Origin of the sequence: Rothia uropygioeca (genome assembly GCF_004136585.1) — a bacterium.
Classification (GTDB): domain Bacteria; phylum Actinomycetota; class Actinomycetes; order Actinomycetales; family Micrococcaceae; genus Rothia.
This window is the reverse complement of record NZ_NOIR01000001.1, coordinates 903,947-920,412: the sequence shown is the minus strand read 5'-3', so window position 1 is coordinate 920,412 and position 16,466 is coordinate 903,947. Positions and strand designations below refer to the sequence as shown.

Here is a 16,466-nt window from a genome sequence, read left to right as displayed (position 1 = left end):
GGAAAAGACCGCCAATAACGAGCACAGCGCAACCTGCGATCGACAGCGATGCCAGTCCCAAGAGAGCCAGGAACAGGATTTCGAGTGCAATGATCATGAAACCCAAGTTATCACGCGATTGATGAGGAACGCGCCCGCATAACCCAGAATCCCCAAGAACGCGACCGGGGTTACGCCCAGTGTCATGGCACCTCGTCGAGGACCGTCTTCCGGCCCTGCCGCAATCATGCGGGCCCCGACGGCTCCGATGCACAGCGCGAGGACCAAACCGGCGCCCCACACGATGACGCTCGCCTGTGCTTCATGATGAAGCAGTGACATACCGACCCAGCCCGAGGCGCTCACGGAGGTTAGCACCCCAACCGCAGCGGTGATCGTTGATTCGAGACGGGCGGGGGCACCTTCGCCGCGAGCGAGTTCGACCATGAAGGCCACGACGACGCCTATTGCCACCACTGCGGGAAGCAGCGTGAGCAATTTTCCCATGGGGGCTAGGAAGACCAGAGCACAACTGGCCCAACCGCAAGCCGCGAAAATAGCGCTGTGGGACAGGACGTTCTTGCGTCCTCTCCACTCAGCGATACCCGAGGCGGCAGGCCAGCCCCAGGCTATGATCGCGACCATCAGCACGGTCGCGAAAAGCGAGACCCAGGGTTGCAGGATCGCGCCCAACAGGGAAACGACGAGGGCGACGACGCTCGATGCGGCCACGAGCCAATAGCGTTGCTTGCCCTCCGTCCCAACGGTTCGCAACGCGTGGGTGCCAGGAGACACATCGCTGTGCGCCACAAATTCCTCCAGGGTCTTTCAACGGCTTGCCGGGTTCGGCAGGTGTAGTCGTCGAAAGCTGCCGATCGGTCTTTCGTCCTCAGTCTAGCCACCGGTTGGGTCGGGGCAACGAAACGTAGCATGGCGGTTCCTGACGGAGACTTGCCTATACTGACCGACAAAAGGCAACGGAGCCCTCTCCCGCGCGGTGGACGCATATTGTCGGTATCGCGCTTTGACAGAGCGCTCCCGGACAGCCTTATCCGGTGCGCATGAGTAATCCGGAAGGACGACGCCGATGGTCAAGATCCTCGTGTTGAGCGATGCGACTGGTCCCTGCTCGGATATAGTTCCCTCGCTCGGGCTTCTCGCGCATGAGACCGAGGTGCGTCCGACGTCAGCTTCGGTTTCGGAGATCGAGTCCCGAGCGGCCGACCTGGTTTTTCTCGATGGCCGGGAAGCCTTGCTCACCGCCCGCAATACCGCGCAGTTGCTCAAGGGAACCGGTCTCGAAAACCCCATCATCATGGTTCTCAGTGAAGGCGGCATGGCCGCGGTCTCTCCCTCATGGCTCGTGGATGACATCCTCTTGGCCGCTGCGGGACCCGCAGAAGTCGAAGCGCGCATACGCCTGGCGGGGGTCAAAGCAAACGAAGGCATCCTGGATGAAGACGTCATACGCTGCGGAGACATCGTCGTGGATGAAGCTTCCTATTCGGCCAAGGCCGGATCCCATACCTTGAATCTGACCTACAAGGAGTTTGAACTACTGAAGTTCATGGTCCAGAATTCCGGACGAGTTTTTACGCGGGCCCAGCTGCTGTCCGAGGTCTGGGGGTATGACTATTACGGCGGAACCAGGACGGTCGATGTCCATGTTCGCCGTTTGCGCGCAAAACTTGGACCTGATCATGACCAGCTGATTACCACGGTCCGGAATGTGGGATACAGCCTCACGGAATTGCGGCATCCGGCCGAGGAATAGGGTCTCTCGGCCGTGGTTGACGCCAGGGCCAAAAAGTTCATCCACAGTTGAGCGTTCAGGGCATCGCGCGTCTGCGGGGCTAAAGGCCCTGCTTGTAGAGTGGAAGGTGACACGGCGGCGTCACGACACCGCCGATAATGAAGCGACTCGGATTGGGTAGGTACGCGGTGAATTCAGCGCCCGGAAATGCGACTTCTCGATACTCCGTGGATAGAACACGTCCGTATCCGGAGCTTGTCCGGCACGTGGAGGCCCTTGTCCAGCGTGTCCATTCACAGGACGGTGCCAACCCGTTCTCCGAACAGACCCTGGTTCAACTTCGGCGGGCTGCCGAACAGAACCGCCAGGATGCATCGGCCCCCATTGTCATAACCGCTTACGAAGACGAGAACCTCGTTGGTGTCGCGGTTGCAGCAGCCCCCGACGAGGCTGAGTCGAACGGCACGGTCGAGGGTGCCGTCGCTCCGGGCCATCGCGGAGAAGGCCTCGGCCGAGCCATCGCGGAGTTCCTCCTTGGAGACCAAGGACTCGGGGAAGACGTCAACAAGTATCGGGTGTGGATACACGGGTCCGGCGTCGCCGACAAAACCCGTGACTACTCAGCACCTTTGGCCGCAGTCTCTCTCGCCAACAGCTTCGATTACGTTCCCGTGCGTGAGCTCTGGAAAATGCGCCTCAACCTCACACCGCAGTCACGACGTTCCATCAAAGAGGAAGCCGAGAAACACGCACCGGAACCGCCTGTACACATCCGGACCTTCCAGGATTCCGATGCCGAAGCATGGGTGCGCCTCAACGCACGTGCTTTCGCGGACCACCCGGAGCAGGGACAACTCGGGCTGGAAGATCTTCAGGCCCGCCAGAAAGAATCATGGTTCCGCCCGGAAGGTTTCTTCCTCGCCGAGTCCGAGCAGGATTCCAGCGGAAAACCCGCGCTCTTGGGATTCCACTGGACCAAGATCGAAGAACAAGCCGATGGGTCCCGTGAAGGCGAGGTCTATGCCGTTGGGGTCTCCCCGGATGCACAAGGAACTGGTCTGGGGCGGATCCTGACCCTGGTCGGGATGGACTACCTGGCGCAATTCGGCGAACAAGACGACCCCTCGGAAACGCCGCTCGATGCCATCGTTCTCTATGTCGACGCTGACAATTCCGCGGCAGTTGGACTGTATGAGTCACTGGGTTTCCGTCCGTGGGACGTCGACACCATGTATGCGCCGTCCTCGGCCGTTTCGGACGAGGAAGAAACCCTCGCGAAGCCCGAGCCATCCACCGATTCGGGTCAGAACAATCTGACCCAGCCGGGCCAGTCCACCAACATCGCCAAGATCGAACGTGCGGAAACGCGTGGGGATCGCATCGATGCACCGGAACAATTTTCGACGCCGTTGCTTCAGGGAGATTTCGGCCCGGAACGATTCGCTGACCGGGAAGCGTCGTGGCTGGACTTCAACACGCGTGTCCTCGAATTGGCCGAAGACCCCTCGCTCTACTTGCTGGAGCGGCTCAATTTTCTGTCGATCGTCGCGTCAAACCTCGACGAGTTCTTCATGGTCCGTGTTGCAGGACTCAAACGTCGCATTGCCACAGGTATCGCTGTCCCCTCGGCCTCAGGGCTTACCCCGGACGAGCAGATGGAGCTGATCAGCGAGTCCGCTCACCGGCTGCAACAGCGCCATGCCGAAGTCTTTCATCAGAAGGTTCTTCCCGAGCTCGAGAACGCGAAACTCCACATCGTCGGTTGGGACGATCTCGAGGGCCAGGCCAAGGAGCGACTCACCGCCCAATTCCGGGAGAGAGTCTTCCCGATCCTCACCCCGCTGGCAGTGGACCCGGCACACCCTTTCCCGTATATCTCCGGCTTGTCGCTGAACCTGGCGGTCATCGTTCGGAACCCTCAGACCGGCAAAGAACTGTTCGCGAGGATCAAGGTTCCGGACCAATTGGATCGGATGATTTCCGTCGATGGCTCGAGGAACGCCAATTCTCCGTCCAGAACCGCGCGGTTCATCCCCCTCGAGGCCATCATCGCCGAACATCTCGATCAGCTTTTCCCGGGCATGGAAGTCGTCGGGCACCATGTCTTCCGCGTCACGCGCAACGAAGACCTCGAGGTCGAAGAGGACGATGCGGAGAACCTCCTCCAGGCCCTGGAGAAAGAGCTTCTGCGTCGCCGTTTTGGGCCGCCGGTCCGGCTGGAGGTCGAAGACACCATCAACCCGGCAATCCTGGATCTTTTGGTCTCGGAACTCAGGGTCGACGATTCCGAGGTATACCGCCTGCCGGCGCCCCTGGATCTGAGGGGCATGTCCAGCATCGTCAAGGTCAATCGCCCCGCGCTGCACTACCCGAAGCACATCGCTCATACCAGTCGGTTCCTCAATGCGGCGGAAACGGCCAAGGCGGCAGACGTGTTCTCGGCAACGCGCGAGCACGACGTACTTCTCCAGCATCCTTATGATTCCTTTGCCACGAGTGTTCAGGCTTTCTTGGAACAAGCGGCCTCCGACCCTCAAGTCATGGCGATCAAGCAGACGCTCTACCGGACTTCGGGCGACTCCCCCATTGTTGACGCACTCATCGAAGCGGCGGAAGCCGGCAAACAGGTCTTGGCCGTGGTTGAGATCAAGGCTCGATTCGATGAGCAGGCAAATATTTCCTGGGCTCGCAAGCTCGAGGAAGCCGGCGTTCACGTGGTCTACGGGATCGTGGGGCTCAAGACGCACTGCAAGCTCTCCCTTGTAGTTCGTCAGGAGTCCGACGGCCTGCGCCGTTACTGCCACATCGGGACGGGAAATTACCATCCGTCCACCGCGCGCTTCTACGAAGATCTGGGACTGCTGACCTGTGACTCTCAGGTCGCAGAAGACGTCTCGCGCTTGTTCAATCAGCTCTCCGGTTACGCTCCCAAGACGGCCTACAAATCCTTGTTGGTTGCGCCCCGGTCCTTGCGGTCGGGACTGATCGACCGCATCAATCGCGAGATCGCCCACAAGCGCGCTGGATTGAATGCCCAAATTCAGATCAAGTGCAATTCGATGGTGGACGAGGCCATCATCGATTCGTTGTACCGCGCCTCGCAAGCTGGAGTCGAAGTCAACATTGTCGTGCGTGGCATTTGCGCCCTGCGGCCTGGGGTGCCTGGGCTGTCCGAGAACATCAAGGTGCGCTCGATCCTGGGCCGTTTCCTCGAACACTCGAGGGTTTTCACCTTCGAGAACGGTGGCAAGCCCGTGGCATACATAGGTTCGGCGGATATGATGCACCGAAACTTGGATCGCCGGGTCGAAGCGCTTGTGCGCATCAAGGATCCAGTGCATATCCGGTACCTTATGGGAGTGATGGCCATGTACATCTCCGAGAAGACTGCCAACTGGCATCTCAGCTCGGACGGCAAGTGGACACGCTTCTCACGGGCGGAGGACGGAACACCCCTCCGAGATATTCAGTCCTGGCTCCTGGAGTCCCGGGCCAAACGAGGAATGTACCCGGGCCAGTAGCCGAGGCTCCATCCGAATTCGACCACGCATCACGTTCGCTCCGCACCGAAGGATTCATTCTCGATGTCAGACCATTCGAAAAGTTCCCCGGCAGTCATAGCTGCTGGTGCCATCTGTTGGCGCGAGGCAAGCGCGGGCCTCGAGGTCCTGATCATCCACCGCCCGAAGTACGACGACTGGTCATGGCCGAAAGGAAAACAGGATGACGGTGAATCCATCCCGGAGACCGCCGTCCGCGAGGTGCATGAGGAGGTCGGCCTCAAGATCACCCTGGGTCCGCCCCTCGCCAAGACCACGTACAAGGTTTCGCGCGGCAAAAAGGATGTCCACTACTGGGCCGCGGAGATCCCCGTTGGAAAGAAGGCGCGGGAAGACAAAGGCGAGGTGGACCGACTCGAATGGGTGAGCCCGAGTGCTGCCCGCGAGGCCCTGACCAATTCGTCCGACAGGTACCCTCTCGACCGGTTACTCGAGTTGTACGAGTCAGGAGACCTCCGGACTCGCCAACTCATCGTGGTCCGACACGCCAAGGCCAAGCCCCGATCCACGTGGTCGCGCGCGGAAAGTGACCGGCCGTTGGCCGCGACCGGAAAACGACAGGCGCACGCCGTCTGGCGTTTGCTCGACGCATGGAAACCAGGAAAAATCGTTTCCAGTCCGTGGTTGCGGTGTATGCAAACGGTCGCCGGTTATGCGAAAGCCAATGGGCTGAGCATCAAGGAAAAGAACCGGCTCACCGAGGCGGAGCACAAACGCAAGCCGGCAAAAGCGGCCAAGCTCATGGAAGCGCTTTTCGAATCTCATCATTCGACGGTCCTGTGCACCCATCGGCCGGTACTGCCGACGATCCTCAAAGTGATCAATCACCACCTCCCCAAGGATCTGCGCGATACCCTGCCGGCCAAGGATCCATACCTGACACCCGGGCAGATGTTGGTGCTCAACATCAGTCTGAAGCACCGTGAACGCGTTATCTCCGTAGAAAAGATTGATCCTTTTGACGACTGACTCTCCCTCCGTACCCACTCCCTATGAAGACTTGTTGCGGGACATCCTGGCCCACGGCAACCATCGGGGGGACCGCACCGGAACCGGTACCACATCGGTTTTCGGGCGACAGATGCGGTACGACCTATCGGTTTCCTTCCCTTTGCTGACCACCAAGAATGTTCGGTTCAAGGCCGTGGCACTCGAGTTGTTGTGGTTCCTCCGCGGTTCGACCAACGTTCGGTGGTTGCAGGATCGCAATGTTCATATTTGGGACGAGTGGGCCGACGAGAACGGGGATCTGGGTCCGGTCTACGGTGCGCAATGGCGCTCCTGGCCGACTCCGAGCGGCGAGTCCATCGACCAAATAGCCAAGGTCATCGAATCGTTGAAGGCGAGCCCGTACTCTCGGAGACACATTGTCAGCGCGTGGAACCCCGCCGAGGTCGACGAGATGGCGTTGCCGCCTTGCCACGCCCTGTTCCAGTTCTACGTCGACCCCGTAGAGGGCGGTCCGGATAGGCTGTCCTGTCAGCTGTATCAGCGCTCGGCCGATATGTTTTTGGGAGTTCCGTTCAATATCGCCTCATACGCTTTGCTGACTCGTCTGGTTTCCGACCAGGTGGGTTTGAGTCCCGGAGAGTTCGTCTGGACCGGTGGGGACTGCCATATCTACGACAACCACCGCGATCAAGTGGAATTACAACTCTCCCGCGAACCCAGGCCCTATCCGACGTTGAGCATCTCGCACCGTGACTCGATCGACCTGTACGAGTACGAAGATCTCACGGTTCAAGGCTACGATCCCCATCCGTCGATCAAGGCTCCCATCGCGGTATGAGCGAGAGTGTTCCGAACGACTCAATGCCACGATTATCGGCCATTTGGGCGCAAGCTCGAGGACGAATCATCGGGCGCCAGGGCTCAATGCCCTGGTCGGTCCCTTCTGACCTGGCGTTCTTCAAACGCGCAACCTCGGGCGGGCCGGTCGTCATGGGCCGTACGACGTGGGAGTCCTTCCCTGCGCGGTTTCGCCCTCTGCCCGAACGAACCAATATCGTCCTCACCCGGACTTTGCCTTCCCCTGCCGACCCTGTGACCGGCCTCGCCTATCACGACGGTGCGCTCTGGACCAGTGACCTCGCCAAGGCCCTCGAAACGGCCCGACGAGCTCCCCGTTCTGGGGAGGATTTGTGGGTCATCGGCGGTTCGCATCTCTACGAACAAATTCTTCAGTTGAGGGCTGTGCCCGGAGTCCTCGACGGTCGAGTGACCCGCGTGTTGGTCACCGAGCTGGACATCGACGTCGCGGGAGACCGCAAGGCTCCGGAGCTGGGAGCTGAGTGGCACGTCGAGGAAGCGACCGGCGGCATAGATGAACGAGGCAAAGTTGCCGGTCCCTCCGGCACGCTTCAACCGAGGCCCGTTCCCTTCCGGTTCCTCGAGTACCGGAGATAGTCTCCCCTTCTCTGGCCCTGGGTCCGGAACCAAGGTCACCAGATGACAATCCCGGATTGACGTATGTCACGCACATGAGACCAGATGTCGCGACTCTCGCTACACTGGACAACATGGCTTTTCAGTCCGGAGATTCGGTAGGTTTTGTCGGTTGGCGCGGCATGGTGGGTTCAGTTCTCATGAAGCGCATGGAGGAAGAGAAGGACTTCCAGGGAATCACCCCGGTATTCTTCTCGACGTCCAACGCGGGCGGGCCCGCACCCCAGTATCAGGGCGCGCCGGAGGGCGGCACGCTCAAGGACGCGTACGACATCGATGAGCTCGCCGAACTCCCCATCATCGTGACCGCCCAAGGCGGTGACTACACCAAGGCCGTCCATTCCAAGTTGCGCGAGCGCGGCTGGGACGGTCTCTGGATCGATGCGGCGTCGACGTTGCGCATGAATGACGACTCCGTCATCGTCCTGGACCCCGTCAACCGCGACGTCATCGATCGGGGGCTGGATCGCGGGATCAAGGATTTCGTCGGCGGAAATTGCACGGTCTCCTGCCTGCTCATGGGCTTGGGCGGACTCTTCCGGGAGGGGCTCGTCGAGTGGACCACGGCCATGACCTATCAGGCAGCTTCCGGCGGCGGCGCCCGCCACATGCGGGAGGTCCTCAAGGGCTTTCGGGACATTGCCGGGGCGGTCTCCGCAGAGCTTGACGATCCCGCATCGGCGATTCTGGACATCGACCGGACGGCGCTTGACATGCAGCGCTCCGGTGACCTGGACACGCAACAGTTCGGTGTGCCCCTGGCCGGCTCTCTCATCCCGTGGATCGATGCGGACCTGGGCAACGGTCAGTCCCGCGAGGAATGGAAGGCGGACGCGGAGACCAACAAAATTCTGGGTCTCTCGGACGACGAGCGAGTGATCATGGACGGCTTGTGCGTGCGCATTGCGGCCATGCGCTCTCATTCCCAAGCGCTCACCATCAAGTTGACCGATGACCTGCCTGTCGAAGAAATCGAGCACATCATCGATCAGGACAACGAATGGTCAAGGGTCATTCCCAATACAAAGGAAGCGACCATGGACGCCCTGACTCCGGTCGCGGCGTCGGGAACGCTCTCGATTCCCGTGGGCCGTATCCGCAAGCTGGCAATGGGTCCGGAGTACATCTCGGCCTTTACCGTCGGAGACCAGTTGTTGTGGGGAGCGGCAGAACCCCTCCGTCGCATGCTGAATATCGCTACTGGAACGTTGTAGGAGCTCGTCGTGCCGGACCGGGAACCCAAGGACACTGGGTCGATCACCCCGAAGAACATCGATTGGAATGACGACGCCGCAGCGCGCGAATTCTTTGCCGTTCGCCTGGACTCGGGGGTTCCTCCGTACGCCCAACTACGACGCCGCGTCGTCGAGGCGAGACACACCGGAGAACTCGGATCCGGAACACGGTTGCCACCGGTCCGCAAACTTGCCGCGTCGCTTCACCTGGCCAATAACACGGTGGCCAAGGCCTACAAGGAGCTGGAGGCCGCTGGCGTCGTCGAGACGAAAGGGCGCGCCGGAAGCTTCGTGCGCGCGGGTTCCGGCTTGGAGGAAAAGGCCCTCAAGATCACCCACAAGTTTCTGGCGGATCTGGAGAACATTGGGTTGCACCAGAACGAGGCCGAAGCATTGCTACGACGGGTGATTGACGAGACGTCCCCTCTGGACGAACACCCCTAGACCTTGGGGACACGGCGGATACGCCGTGTACGCCCTTGTGCATGAGGCAGTACCAGCCCAGGCGAACTCGTCGGGCGGTGCGGGGCACAGTTGTGGCTTCGCCTGAACTGAGCGTCCAAGAATTCCTTGTGTTGCTTCTTGGCGATGCGTGCTCGGGCTCTCTGCTCCTGGGTACGCTCACGGCGGAGCGCACGCGCTGCTCGCCATGCAGTGAATCGGTGCCACACCGCGACGACCTTTGACTTGGCCCACTGGTTGAAGCGATGAATGATCGGGTATTCGGTCGCCAATACCCCCAAGCCCAAGAAGATCGCAAGCCAGCCCGGACCCGGAGTCACCAACATGATGACGCCGGCGAGCACAATCACTCCGCCCACCGCAGAGACGACTACCTTGTGCAATAAACGCAGCACGGGGTGGCGACCGGTGAATTCCCGGAAACGGTACAAAGCGTGATGCAACCGGCCCTCTCGCTGGCCTTGCTCGATTTCTTTCTCGATTCCCACGGGGCACCCCCTGCTCCTGGACGGAATTCGGTGCGGTGATCGCACGGGCCCGTCACGGGGCCGCACGCCCCGCGGACCTGCTTTTCCTGTTCTCCAGCTTAGTAGCCAGAACACGAGGAGTCGCCATGTTCGGCGAATCCTTATGCGTTGAACATCGAGTATCTCGTTTTCACCTGTGATTTGCCCGAGATAATGAGAAGAAATTCCCCGAGCTAGAGGTGTGTGCCCACCAGAACGGGCTCTGCTTCAAGGGTTACCCCGAACTTTTCGCGAACCCCATCACGGACAGCGCGGGCGATCGCCACGACGTCTTCCGCGCGCGCTCCCCCGCGATTTGTGATCGCGAGTGTGTGTTTGGTCGACAAGGAAACCCGCCCCCCAGCGACGGACACGGAATCACCCTCCAAGCCGTAGCCTTTGTCGAAGCCGGCGTGCTGAATGAGCCATGCCGCCGAAAGCTTGGTCTTCGACTCATCGACCTGCCCGGAAGGGTCGAGCACCGGGTAACGCGGGGCGTCATCCGGCACCTGTTCTTGAGTCTCTGCCGCGATGATGGGGTTCGTGAAGAAGGATCCTGTACTGAATGTGTCCCGATCCCGGGGGTCGAGGACCATGCCTTTGCCCGCTCGGAGCCCGAGCACGGTTTCTCTGACTGTTTTCGCCTCCGCCCGGTCCCCGACTTCGACGCCTAGGCGCTGGGCAAGCTCCGTGTAGCGAATTGGCTGCGAGAGGGGGTTGGGCTCGAGCGCGAAATCCACGGAGAGAACAACATACCTCGGTGAGCCGTCGTGGATCTCTCGTTTCAGCATCGAAGTACGATACGCGAAATCCAGGTCATCACCCGTAAACGTCAGCCGTTGCCGTGTTTTGCGGTCGTATACGCGGGCGGCACGAAAATGCTGCGAGATCTCTGTGCCGTATGCACCGACATTCTGCACGGGGGTCGCCCCGGTGATCCCGGGGATTCCCGAGAGCGTTTCGAGTCCGCTCAATCCCAATTCCACGCTGTGACGAACCAGACCGTCCCAAGGTTCGCCCGCCGCGCTGCGAAGAGTCACGCGGCCATCGTCATCGGCGACGACGTCCGTGCCGCGCGAAGCGATGTGGAGGACGGTCCCATCGAATCCGGCGTCGCCGACCACCAGGTTGGACCCGCCACCCAGCACGAGAACGCGTTCCCCCGCGTGATCGGCTTCTTGGACGGCGTTCACGATCTCGTCGTCATTTTCTGCTCGCACGTAGCGTCGGGCAGGGCCGCCCACGCCAAGGGTCGTCAATTCGCTCAAAAGGGTCTCAGTCACGCCCTCCAGTCTAACCAGCCTGCAGGTGCATCCCAGACCGCGCAAGGCACGCTAGTCTTCCTCTTCGTCGGCTCCGTCGTGGGATTGCCTCTCGCGAAGAGCCTCTTCCATGCTCATCTGCGGCGCCGAGTTTCCCGGCTTCTCTGTGGTGGGGCCGGCATCGGGCTGGTTGATCCAATGGGCGGTCGAGTCGTCCTCTGAATGTTCAGCGGTCCGCCGGCGAGCCTTTTCGGGTGTGCGTAGCTGCGGCACGAGGCACAGGGACACGATCACCAGAAGGAGTACGACGGCGAGGCCGTTGCGGACTCCGAGGGCTTCCCCGAGGACTCCGAGAAGGGGCGGACCGCCCAGGAAGGCGCCGTATCCGATCGTCGAAACCACGGAGACCCTCGCGGAGGCCCGCACCGGGTCGTCCGCGGCCGCCGACATCCCTACGGGGAAGCCGAGTGCTGCACCGATGCCCCATACGAAAATCGCGACCATCCCAAGCCCGATCCACGGAGAGACAACGAACGTCCCCAAACCGATCACGGCGAGAACGCAAGCAATCCGCATCACCATGATGCGCCCGTAGACGTTCAGGAGTCCGGTGCCAAGAAGCCGTCCGGTCGTCATTGCGGTCACGAAGAGCCCATAGCCGATGGCACCGACCGACGCGCTCGCTCCGTACCCGTTGGTCAGGGCCAACGCGACCCAGTCATTGGCCGAGCCCTCCGCAAGCGCCATGCCGAGAACGAAGATCCCGAGGAGGACGGTCCGCTTCTCGGACCAAGCGTGCCGAACTGAGAACGTCCCGTGGCCGGAGTCGACGATCGCCATCAGGCCGGTGGTCCCCGGTTGGATGTCCTCGCCCTCGTGGCGTGTGTAACGCATCGCCACGGCGACCAGGACGATCACGACCACGTAAACGCTCAACATGTGCCAGAAGACCGAGACGTCCATCGCAGTCATCGCGGTACCGACGACCGAACCGATGACCGTACCGACCGAGAAGCAGCCGTGCATCAACGGCATACGCTGCTTCTTCAGTGCACGCTCGACGGCGGCGCCTTGCACATTGGCCGCGACGGAGAAGGTGGCTTGGCCCAGTCCGAATAGCGCCAACCCGATTCCAGCAACGAGGACGGAGTGCAGGAAAGAAACGCCCACGGCGAGACCAAGGCCCCCGAGCATCATGAAGACGAACGTTAGCCAGAGCGTCTTCTGCGCACCGAGCTTCATCACGACCATGCCCGAGGCCGATACGGACAGGAACGCGCCGAGAGTCTGGGACAACAACAGAATTCCCAGCGGACCTGCGCTGAGGTCGAGCTCTTGTGCGATCGCGGGAACGCGCACAAGCCAAGCGGAAATGGACAGCCCACTGGCCAAGTACACGCCGAGAACAGCATAGAACCAGGAGCGCGTGGAGATCTGCTGAGCCTTGATAAGCGAGCCTCTTTCCGTGCGAAGCGCGTGCGGATGGTGTGATGGAACGCGAGAAAAAATAAACGTGCCGCCCCTGGCCCCCTGCGAGAAAGAGTCTTACAACCTTCAAGGGGAAAGGGCCGGCACGTTATCGCGTCGGTTCTTAATTCCAGACGAGCGCCCCGTGCTCAGTCAAGAGGCATCGGATATACGGCGAAGTTTTACAAACGAACGATTGCTTGGGCCTTGACCAGGACCTTCTGGGTCTTGCCCTCCACGTCGGGGGCCGAAACCGCGAGGTCGACACGAGCCGTACCGTTTTCTGCGTCCACGGCCCCGATCTTGCCTTCCACAGTAATGATGTTTCCGCCGGTGTCCGGCGTATGGTCGCCCTGCGCGTCCGGGACGAGAACGGGCTTGGTGAATCGGGTCTGGTAGTCGACGATCCGGCCAGGGTCCCCTACCCAGTCGGTCACGATCTGCACCGCGGCTCCCATCGTGAACATACCGTGAGCGATCACGCCGGGCAGCCCGACGGAGCTAGCGAAGCGTTCGTTCCAGTGGATCGGGTTGAAGTCACCACTGGCCCCCGCATATCGGACAAGATCCGCCCGGGTCACGTGGATCTCGCGCGATCCGATGACCTGGCCCTTTTCGATGGACTCAACAGTCGGCTTCTGCATAGCTACTCCTCACCCCGGACGAGAAGTGAAGAAACCGCGGTAGCTACCGGTTCGCCCTTCTCGTCTACTATTTCTTCGCGCGTGGTCACCATTGCTCCGGCCCCCATGCCCCGGACGGCGTCGACGTAGACAGTTGCTGAAAGCTCGTCTCCGGCGACGATGGCGCGGTGGTGCGTAAAACGCTGGTCGGCGTGAACTACTCGTGAAAAGTCGATCCCGGCGGTCGGGTCCTGGATGAGTTCGGCATCGGCGGCCTGACTGACGATAATAGCGAAAGTCGCCGGCGCGACCAGGTCCGCATACCCGAGTTCCCGAGCCGACTCGACATCGAAGTGAGCGCGGGACTCGGCTTTCACCGCCCGTGAGAATTCGCGGATCTTTTCCCGGGACACCGAATAGACCGGAGCGTTCGAGTAAACACGCCCCTGGAGGTCTTCGGCAATGCCCTGATGTTCAGACATGGTACTCCTTGCTGAAGTGGTGCGTAGATGGTTATCGAAAACCACATTACCGGCAGCTCGTACCACCGCTTCTTTGGACTCGTGGTTTCTGCGGAACTGTCGCACACCGGAGTTCGTGTCCGCCCGCGGCCGCCTTGACCGTTCCGGTGAAGGGCACCGGCCAAAGCCTTGGAATAACCTCACAAGAAATCCGGAGAGGTCATGGGCTAACCGGCATATCAACAAAAAATCCCGTCCGGACCGGCTGAGCCAGTCGAACGGGACTTGTTGTAGCGGTGGACGGGCTCGATCCGTCGACCTCACGATTATGAGTCGTGCGCTCTAACCAGCTGAGCTACACCGCCAAGCATGAAAGCGCCCACGTAAAGCAAGTGCTCCACGCAGGCCCTCAACATGAGAGCCCCGACCGGGAATCGATCCCGGGACCTCCATCTTACCAAGATGGCGCTCTACCACTGAGCTATCGGGGCAACGACATAAAACTATACAGTCAGGCGGATAGTCCGACAAATCCGTACAGAGTGCCGTTCCTCACAGGTCCGTGAGGGTCTTAAAACTTCCTGAATCCACCCTTGCGCGCACCCCGGTCGTTCCGGTCGCTACGGAAGCCACCACGGTCCTCACGAGGGCCGCCACGGCCCCCACGGTCTCCGCGGTATCCGCCGCGTCCTCCGCGGTCGCTACGGAAGCCACCACCACGGTTTCCTCCGCCTCGGTTCTGACCGCCACCACGATCCGGTTCAATGTCGATCGTGTTTCCATTGATCTGGATATTGCGGAATTCGTTGATGTTCAGGTTCTCGGGCAAGTCGACCAGCGAGAATCCGCCACGGATGTCGATGTTGCCGACCTGAGAACCGTCGAGGCCGCCTTCGTTCGTAAGCGCTCCCACGATCGAGCCGGGTGAGACTCGCTGCTCGTGTCCGACCTGAATCTTGTATGTGGTCAGGCCTTCGTCACTACGTTTGCGTCCACCGCGCTCCGGGCGCCCTCCACGATCACCACGATCGCCGCGTTCTTCGCGCCCACGGCTTGCCGTCTTGGTCGGCAGTTCGTCCACGAGGAAAGAACGGCCGTTCTGAGCGATCACTGCAATGGCGGCCGCAATATCCTGCGCCGGAACATCGTGCTCGTTTTCGTACTTCTCAACGAGTTCCTTGAAGACGGTCAGGTCTTCGGACTCGATGGTGTCGGTGATCTGCTGTGCGAAGCGCTGCAGGCGATTCGCATTGACATCGTCCGCGGTCGGCATGTGCATCGGCTCGACCTTTTGGCGCGTCGCCTTCTCGATCTGGCGCAACAGGTACTTCTCGCGTGGCGTCATGAACAGGATCGCCTCACCCGCACGGCCCGCACGGCCGGTACGACCAATACGGTGGACGTAGGATTCGGTGTCGTGCGGGATGTCGAAGTTGACCACGAGGCTGATGCGCTCGACGTCGAGGCCGCGAGCCGCAACGTCCGTCGCAACGAGAATGTCCACGCGTCCGTCACGCAACGACTGCACGGTGCGCTCCCGCAGGTTCTGCGGGATATCGCCGTTGATGGCGGCGGCCTGGAATCCACGGGCCTTGAGCTTCTCAGCGACCTCTTCGGTTTCCTTCTTGGTACGCACGAATGCGATGACGCCGTCGTACTCCTCGACCTCGAGCACGCGGGTCATGGCATCCAGCTTGTGGGAGTGCATGACCTGCATGTACCGCTGACGGATATTGGCCGCGGTGGTGGTTTTGGACTCGACGCGCACCTCAATGGGGTCATTGAGGTACTTTTCCGCGAGTTTGCGGATGGTTTTGGGCATGGTCGCCGAGAACAGAGCGACCTGCTTGGTCTTGGGGGTTTTCGCCAGGATCTGCTCGACGTCTTCGGCAAAGCCCATGCGAAGCATTTCGTCCGCCTCGTCAAGCACAAGGTGCTTGATATTCGAAAGGTCGAGCGACCCGCGCTTGAGGTGGTCGATCACACGACCGGGGGTTCCGACGACGACCTGCGCACCGCGGCGCAGTCCGGCCAGCTGAGGGCCGTAAGGAGATCCGCCGTAAACCGGCAGAACCGTGAAATCAGGCATTTCGCTCGCGTAGGAGGAGAACGCCTCGCCAACCTGCAAGGCGAGCTCACGGGTCGGAGCGAGGACGAGCACCTGGGTGTCGCGGTTGGGGCCGTTCACATCAGAGAGCTCGGCGAGATGGGACAGGGCAGGGACAGCAAATGCTGCGGTCTTGCCGGTACCTGTCTGCGCCAGGCCGACGACGTCGCGCCCTTCGAGCAGCAACGGAATCGTCTCGGCCTGAATCGGAGAAGGCTTCTCGTAGCCGACCTTTTCGAGCGAGGCGAGCACTCGGCCGTCGAGGCCCAGGTCAGTGAATTTTACGGAGTTGTCCTCGGCTTCTACCGTCTCGGCAGCGGTGTTCGAGGAGATTTCGGGCAGGGTCTGGTTGGTTTCAGTCACCAATTGGTCCTTATGGGGTTGGGGTTGCACGCACCGTCCCTCATGGACGGCGGCCGGTTATGTCCCCTTGAATCTGCCCGCGAACACGCCCTGAGTTTTCAGGGCCGAATGTTCCTCCTATGGGCGCACCTCTACCGATCTCGTAGATCAGTGAATTTCGGTGAGCACGGCGGCGAGCTATTACACGTCATGCAACGGCCGGGTCCTTCTATCAGTTCAGGACTGACTCGGCACAAAACGGGG

14 protein-coding genes, 2 tRNA genes and 1 pseudogene are annotated in these 16,466 nt (G+C 60.9%); 8 read left to right on the top strand and 9 right to left on the bottom strand.

Features of this window, described 5'->3' with window-relative positions; all coding sequences use genetic code 11:
- Window positions 1-93 precede the first annotated feature (93 nt).
- Window positions 94-789 (bottom strand): hypothetical protein, encoded by a 696-nt coding sequence (locus tag EWR20_RS04090; RefSeq protein ID WP_129359237.1) that lies wholly within the window; start codon window positions 787-789, stop codon window positions 94-96.
- A 277-nt stretch (window positions 790-1,066) separates the two neighbouring features.
- On the opposite strand from EWR20_RS04090, the gene EWR20_RS04085 reads away from it, so the two are divergent.
- The 8 genes and pseudogenes from EWR20_RS04085 to EWR20_RS04055 all read left to right on the top strand — a co-directional run bounded on the left by EWR20_RS04085 (window position 1,067) and on the right by EWR20_RS04055 (window position 9,416).
- Window positions 1,067-1,753 (top strand): response regulator transcription factor, encoded by a 687-nt coding sequence (locus tag EWR20_RS04085; RefSeq protein ID WP_129359235.1) that lies wholly within the window; start codon window positions 1,067-1,069, stop codon window positions 1,751-1,753.
- Window positions 1,754-1,890: 137 nt separating this feature from the next.
- Window positions 1,891-2,955 (top strand): annotated as a pseudogene (mshD, locus tag EWR20_RS12865) (mycothiol synthase); the annotation flags it as partial.
- A gap of 6 nt (window positions 2,956-2,961) precedes the next feature.
- Window positions 2,962-5,253, top strand: coding sequence for an RNA degradosome polyphosphate kinase (locus EWR20_RS04080; RefSeq protein WP_371811971.1), 2,292 nt, complete (start codon window positions 2,962-2,964; stop codon window positions 5,251-5,253).
- A 63-nt stretch (window positions 5,254-5,316) separates the two neighbouring features.
- Window positions 5,317-6,261 carry an NUDIX hydrolase gene (locus EWR20_RS04075; protein WP_129359231.1) on the top strand — a complete coding sequence of 315 codons (945 nt, stop codon included), beginning with the start codon at window positions 5,317-5,319 and terminating at the stop codon, window positions 6,259-6,261.
- Window positions 6,251-7,081: a thymidylate synthase gene (locus EWR20_RS04070; protein ID WP_129359229.1), complete on the top strand. Its 831-nt coding sequence runs from the start codon at window positions 6,251-6,253 to the stop codon at window positions 7,079-7,081. Before EWR20_RS04075 ends, EWR20_RS04070 begins: the two co-directional genes overlap by 11 nt.
- Window positions 7,078-7,698 (top strand): dihydrofolate reductase, encoded by a 621-nt coding sequence (locus EWR20_RS04065; protein WP_129359227.1) that lies wholly within the window; start codon window positions 7,078-7,080, stop codon window positions 7,696-7,698. The genes EWR20_RS04070 and EWR20_RS04065 overlap by 4 nt, the downstream gene beginning before the upstream one ends.
- Window positions 7,699-7,811: 113 nt before the next feature.
- On the top strand, window positions 7,812-8,951 hold the full coding sequence (asd, locus tag EWR20_RS04060; protein WP_129359225.1) for an aspartate-semialdehyde dehydrogenase: 1,140 nt from the start codon (window positions 7,812-7,814) through the stop codon (window positions 8,949-8,951).
- Between the two features lie 9 nt (window positions 8,952-8,960).
- Window positions 8,961-9,416 (top strand): GntR family transcriptional regulator, encoded by a 456-nt coding sequence (locus tag EWR20_RS04055; protein WP_238147554.1) that lies wholly within the window; start codon window positions 8,961-8,963, stop codon window positions 9,414-9,416.
- On the opposite strand, the gene EWR20_RS04050 is transcribed toward EWR20_RS04055, so the two are convergent.
- The 8 genes from EWR20_RS04050 to EWR20_RS04015 form a co-directional block, all read right to left on the bottom strand.
- Window positions 9,413-9,922, bottom strand: coding sequence for a PGPGW domain-containing protein (locus tag EWR20_RS04050; protein ID WP_129359223.1), 510 nt, complete (start codon window positions 9,920-9,922; stop codon window positions 9,413-9,415). The genes EWR20_RS04055 and EWR20_RS04050 overlap by 4 nt on opposite strands.
- A 212-nt stretch (window positions 9,923-10,134) precedes the next feature.
- Window positions 10,135-11,223: a UDP-N-acetylmuramate dehydrogenase gene (locus tag EWR20_RS04045; RefSeq protein WP_129359221.1), complete on the bottom strand. Its 1,089-nt coding sequence runs from the start codon at window positions 11,221-11,223 to the stop codon at window positions 10,135-10,137.
- A 51-nt stretch (window positions 11,224-11,274) separates the two neighbouring features.
- A complete protein-coding gene (locus EWR20_RS04040; RefSeq protein ID WP_238147553.1) occupies window positions 11,275-12,600 on the bottom strand; it encodes an MFS transporter in 1,326 nt (441 codons plus the stop codon).
- A 251-nt stretch (window positions 12,601-12,851) separates the two neighbouring features.
- Complete coding sequence (locus tag EWR20_RS04035) at window positions 12,852-13,313, bottom strand: MaoC family dehydratase (protein WP_129359217.1); 462 nt, start codon at window positions 13,311-13,313, stop codon at window positions 12,852-12,854.
- Window positions 13,314-13,315: 2 nt separating this feature from the next.
- Complete coding sequence (locus EWR20_RS04030; RefSeq protein WP_129359215.1) at window positions 13,316-13,774, bottom strand: FAS1-like dehydratase domain-containing protein; 459 nt, start codon at window positions 13,772-13,774, stop codon at window positions 13,316-13,318.
- A 270-nt stretch (window positions 13,775-14,044) separates the two neighbouring features.
- Window positions 14,045-14,118: transfer RNA gene (locus EWR20_RS04025), tRNA-Met, on the bottom strand.
- 54 nt (window positions 14,119-14,172) lie between these two features.
- Window positions 14,173-14,244, bottom strand: a tRNA-Thr gene (locus EWR20_RS04020).
- Window positions 14,245-14,324: 80 nt separating this feature from the next.
- Entirely contained in the window at window positions 14,325-16,253 is a 1,929-nt protein-coding gene (locus tag EWR20_RS04015) for a DEAD/DEAH box helicase (RefSeq protein ID WP_129359213.1), read from the bottom strand.
- Window positions 16,254-16,466 lie beyond the last annotated feature (213 nt).

Bases quoted from the DNA above. Each gene is read 5' to 3' on its own strand.
- EWR20_RS04085 (WP_129359235.1), top strand. From the start codon at position 1,067: ATGGTCAAGATCCTCGTGTTGAGCGATGCGACTGGTCCCTGCTCGGAT.
- EWR20_RS04080 (WP_371811971.1), top strand. From the start codon at position 2,962: ATGTATGCGCCGTCCTCGGCCGTTTCGGACGAGGAAGAAACCCTCGCG.
- EWR20_RS04075 (WP_129359231.1), top strand. From the start codon at position 5,317: ATGTCAGACCATTCGAAAAGTTCCCCGGCAGTCATAGCTGCTGGTGCC.
- EWR20_RS04065 (WP_129359227.1), top strand. From the start codon at position 7,078: ATGAGCGAGAGTGTTCCGAACGACTCAATGCCACGATTATCGGCCATT.
- asd (WP_129359225.1), top strand. From the start codon at position 7,812: ATGGCTTTTCAGTCCGGAGATTCGGTAGGTTTTGTCGGTTGGCGCGGC.
- EWR20_RS04035 (WP_129359217.1), bottom strand. From the start codon at position 13,313: ATGCAGAAGCCGACTGTTGAGTCCATCGAAAAGGGCCAGGTCATCGGA.
- EWR20_RS04030 (WP_129359215.1), bottom strand. From the start codon at position 13,774: ATGTCTGAACATCAGGGCATTGCCGAAGACCTCCAGGGGCGTGTTTAC.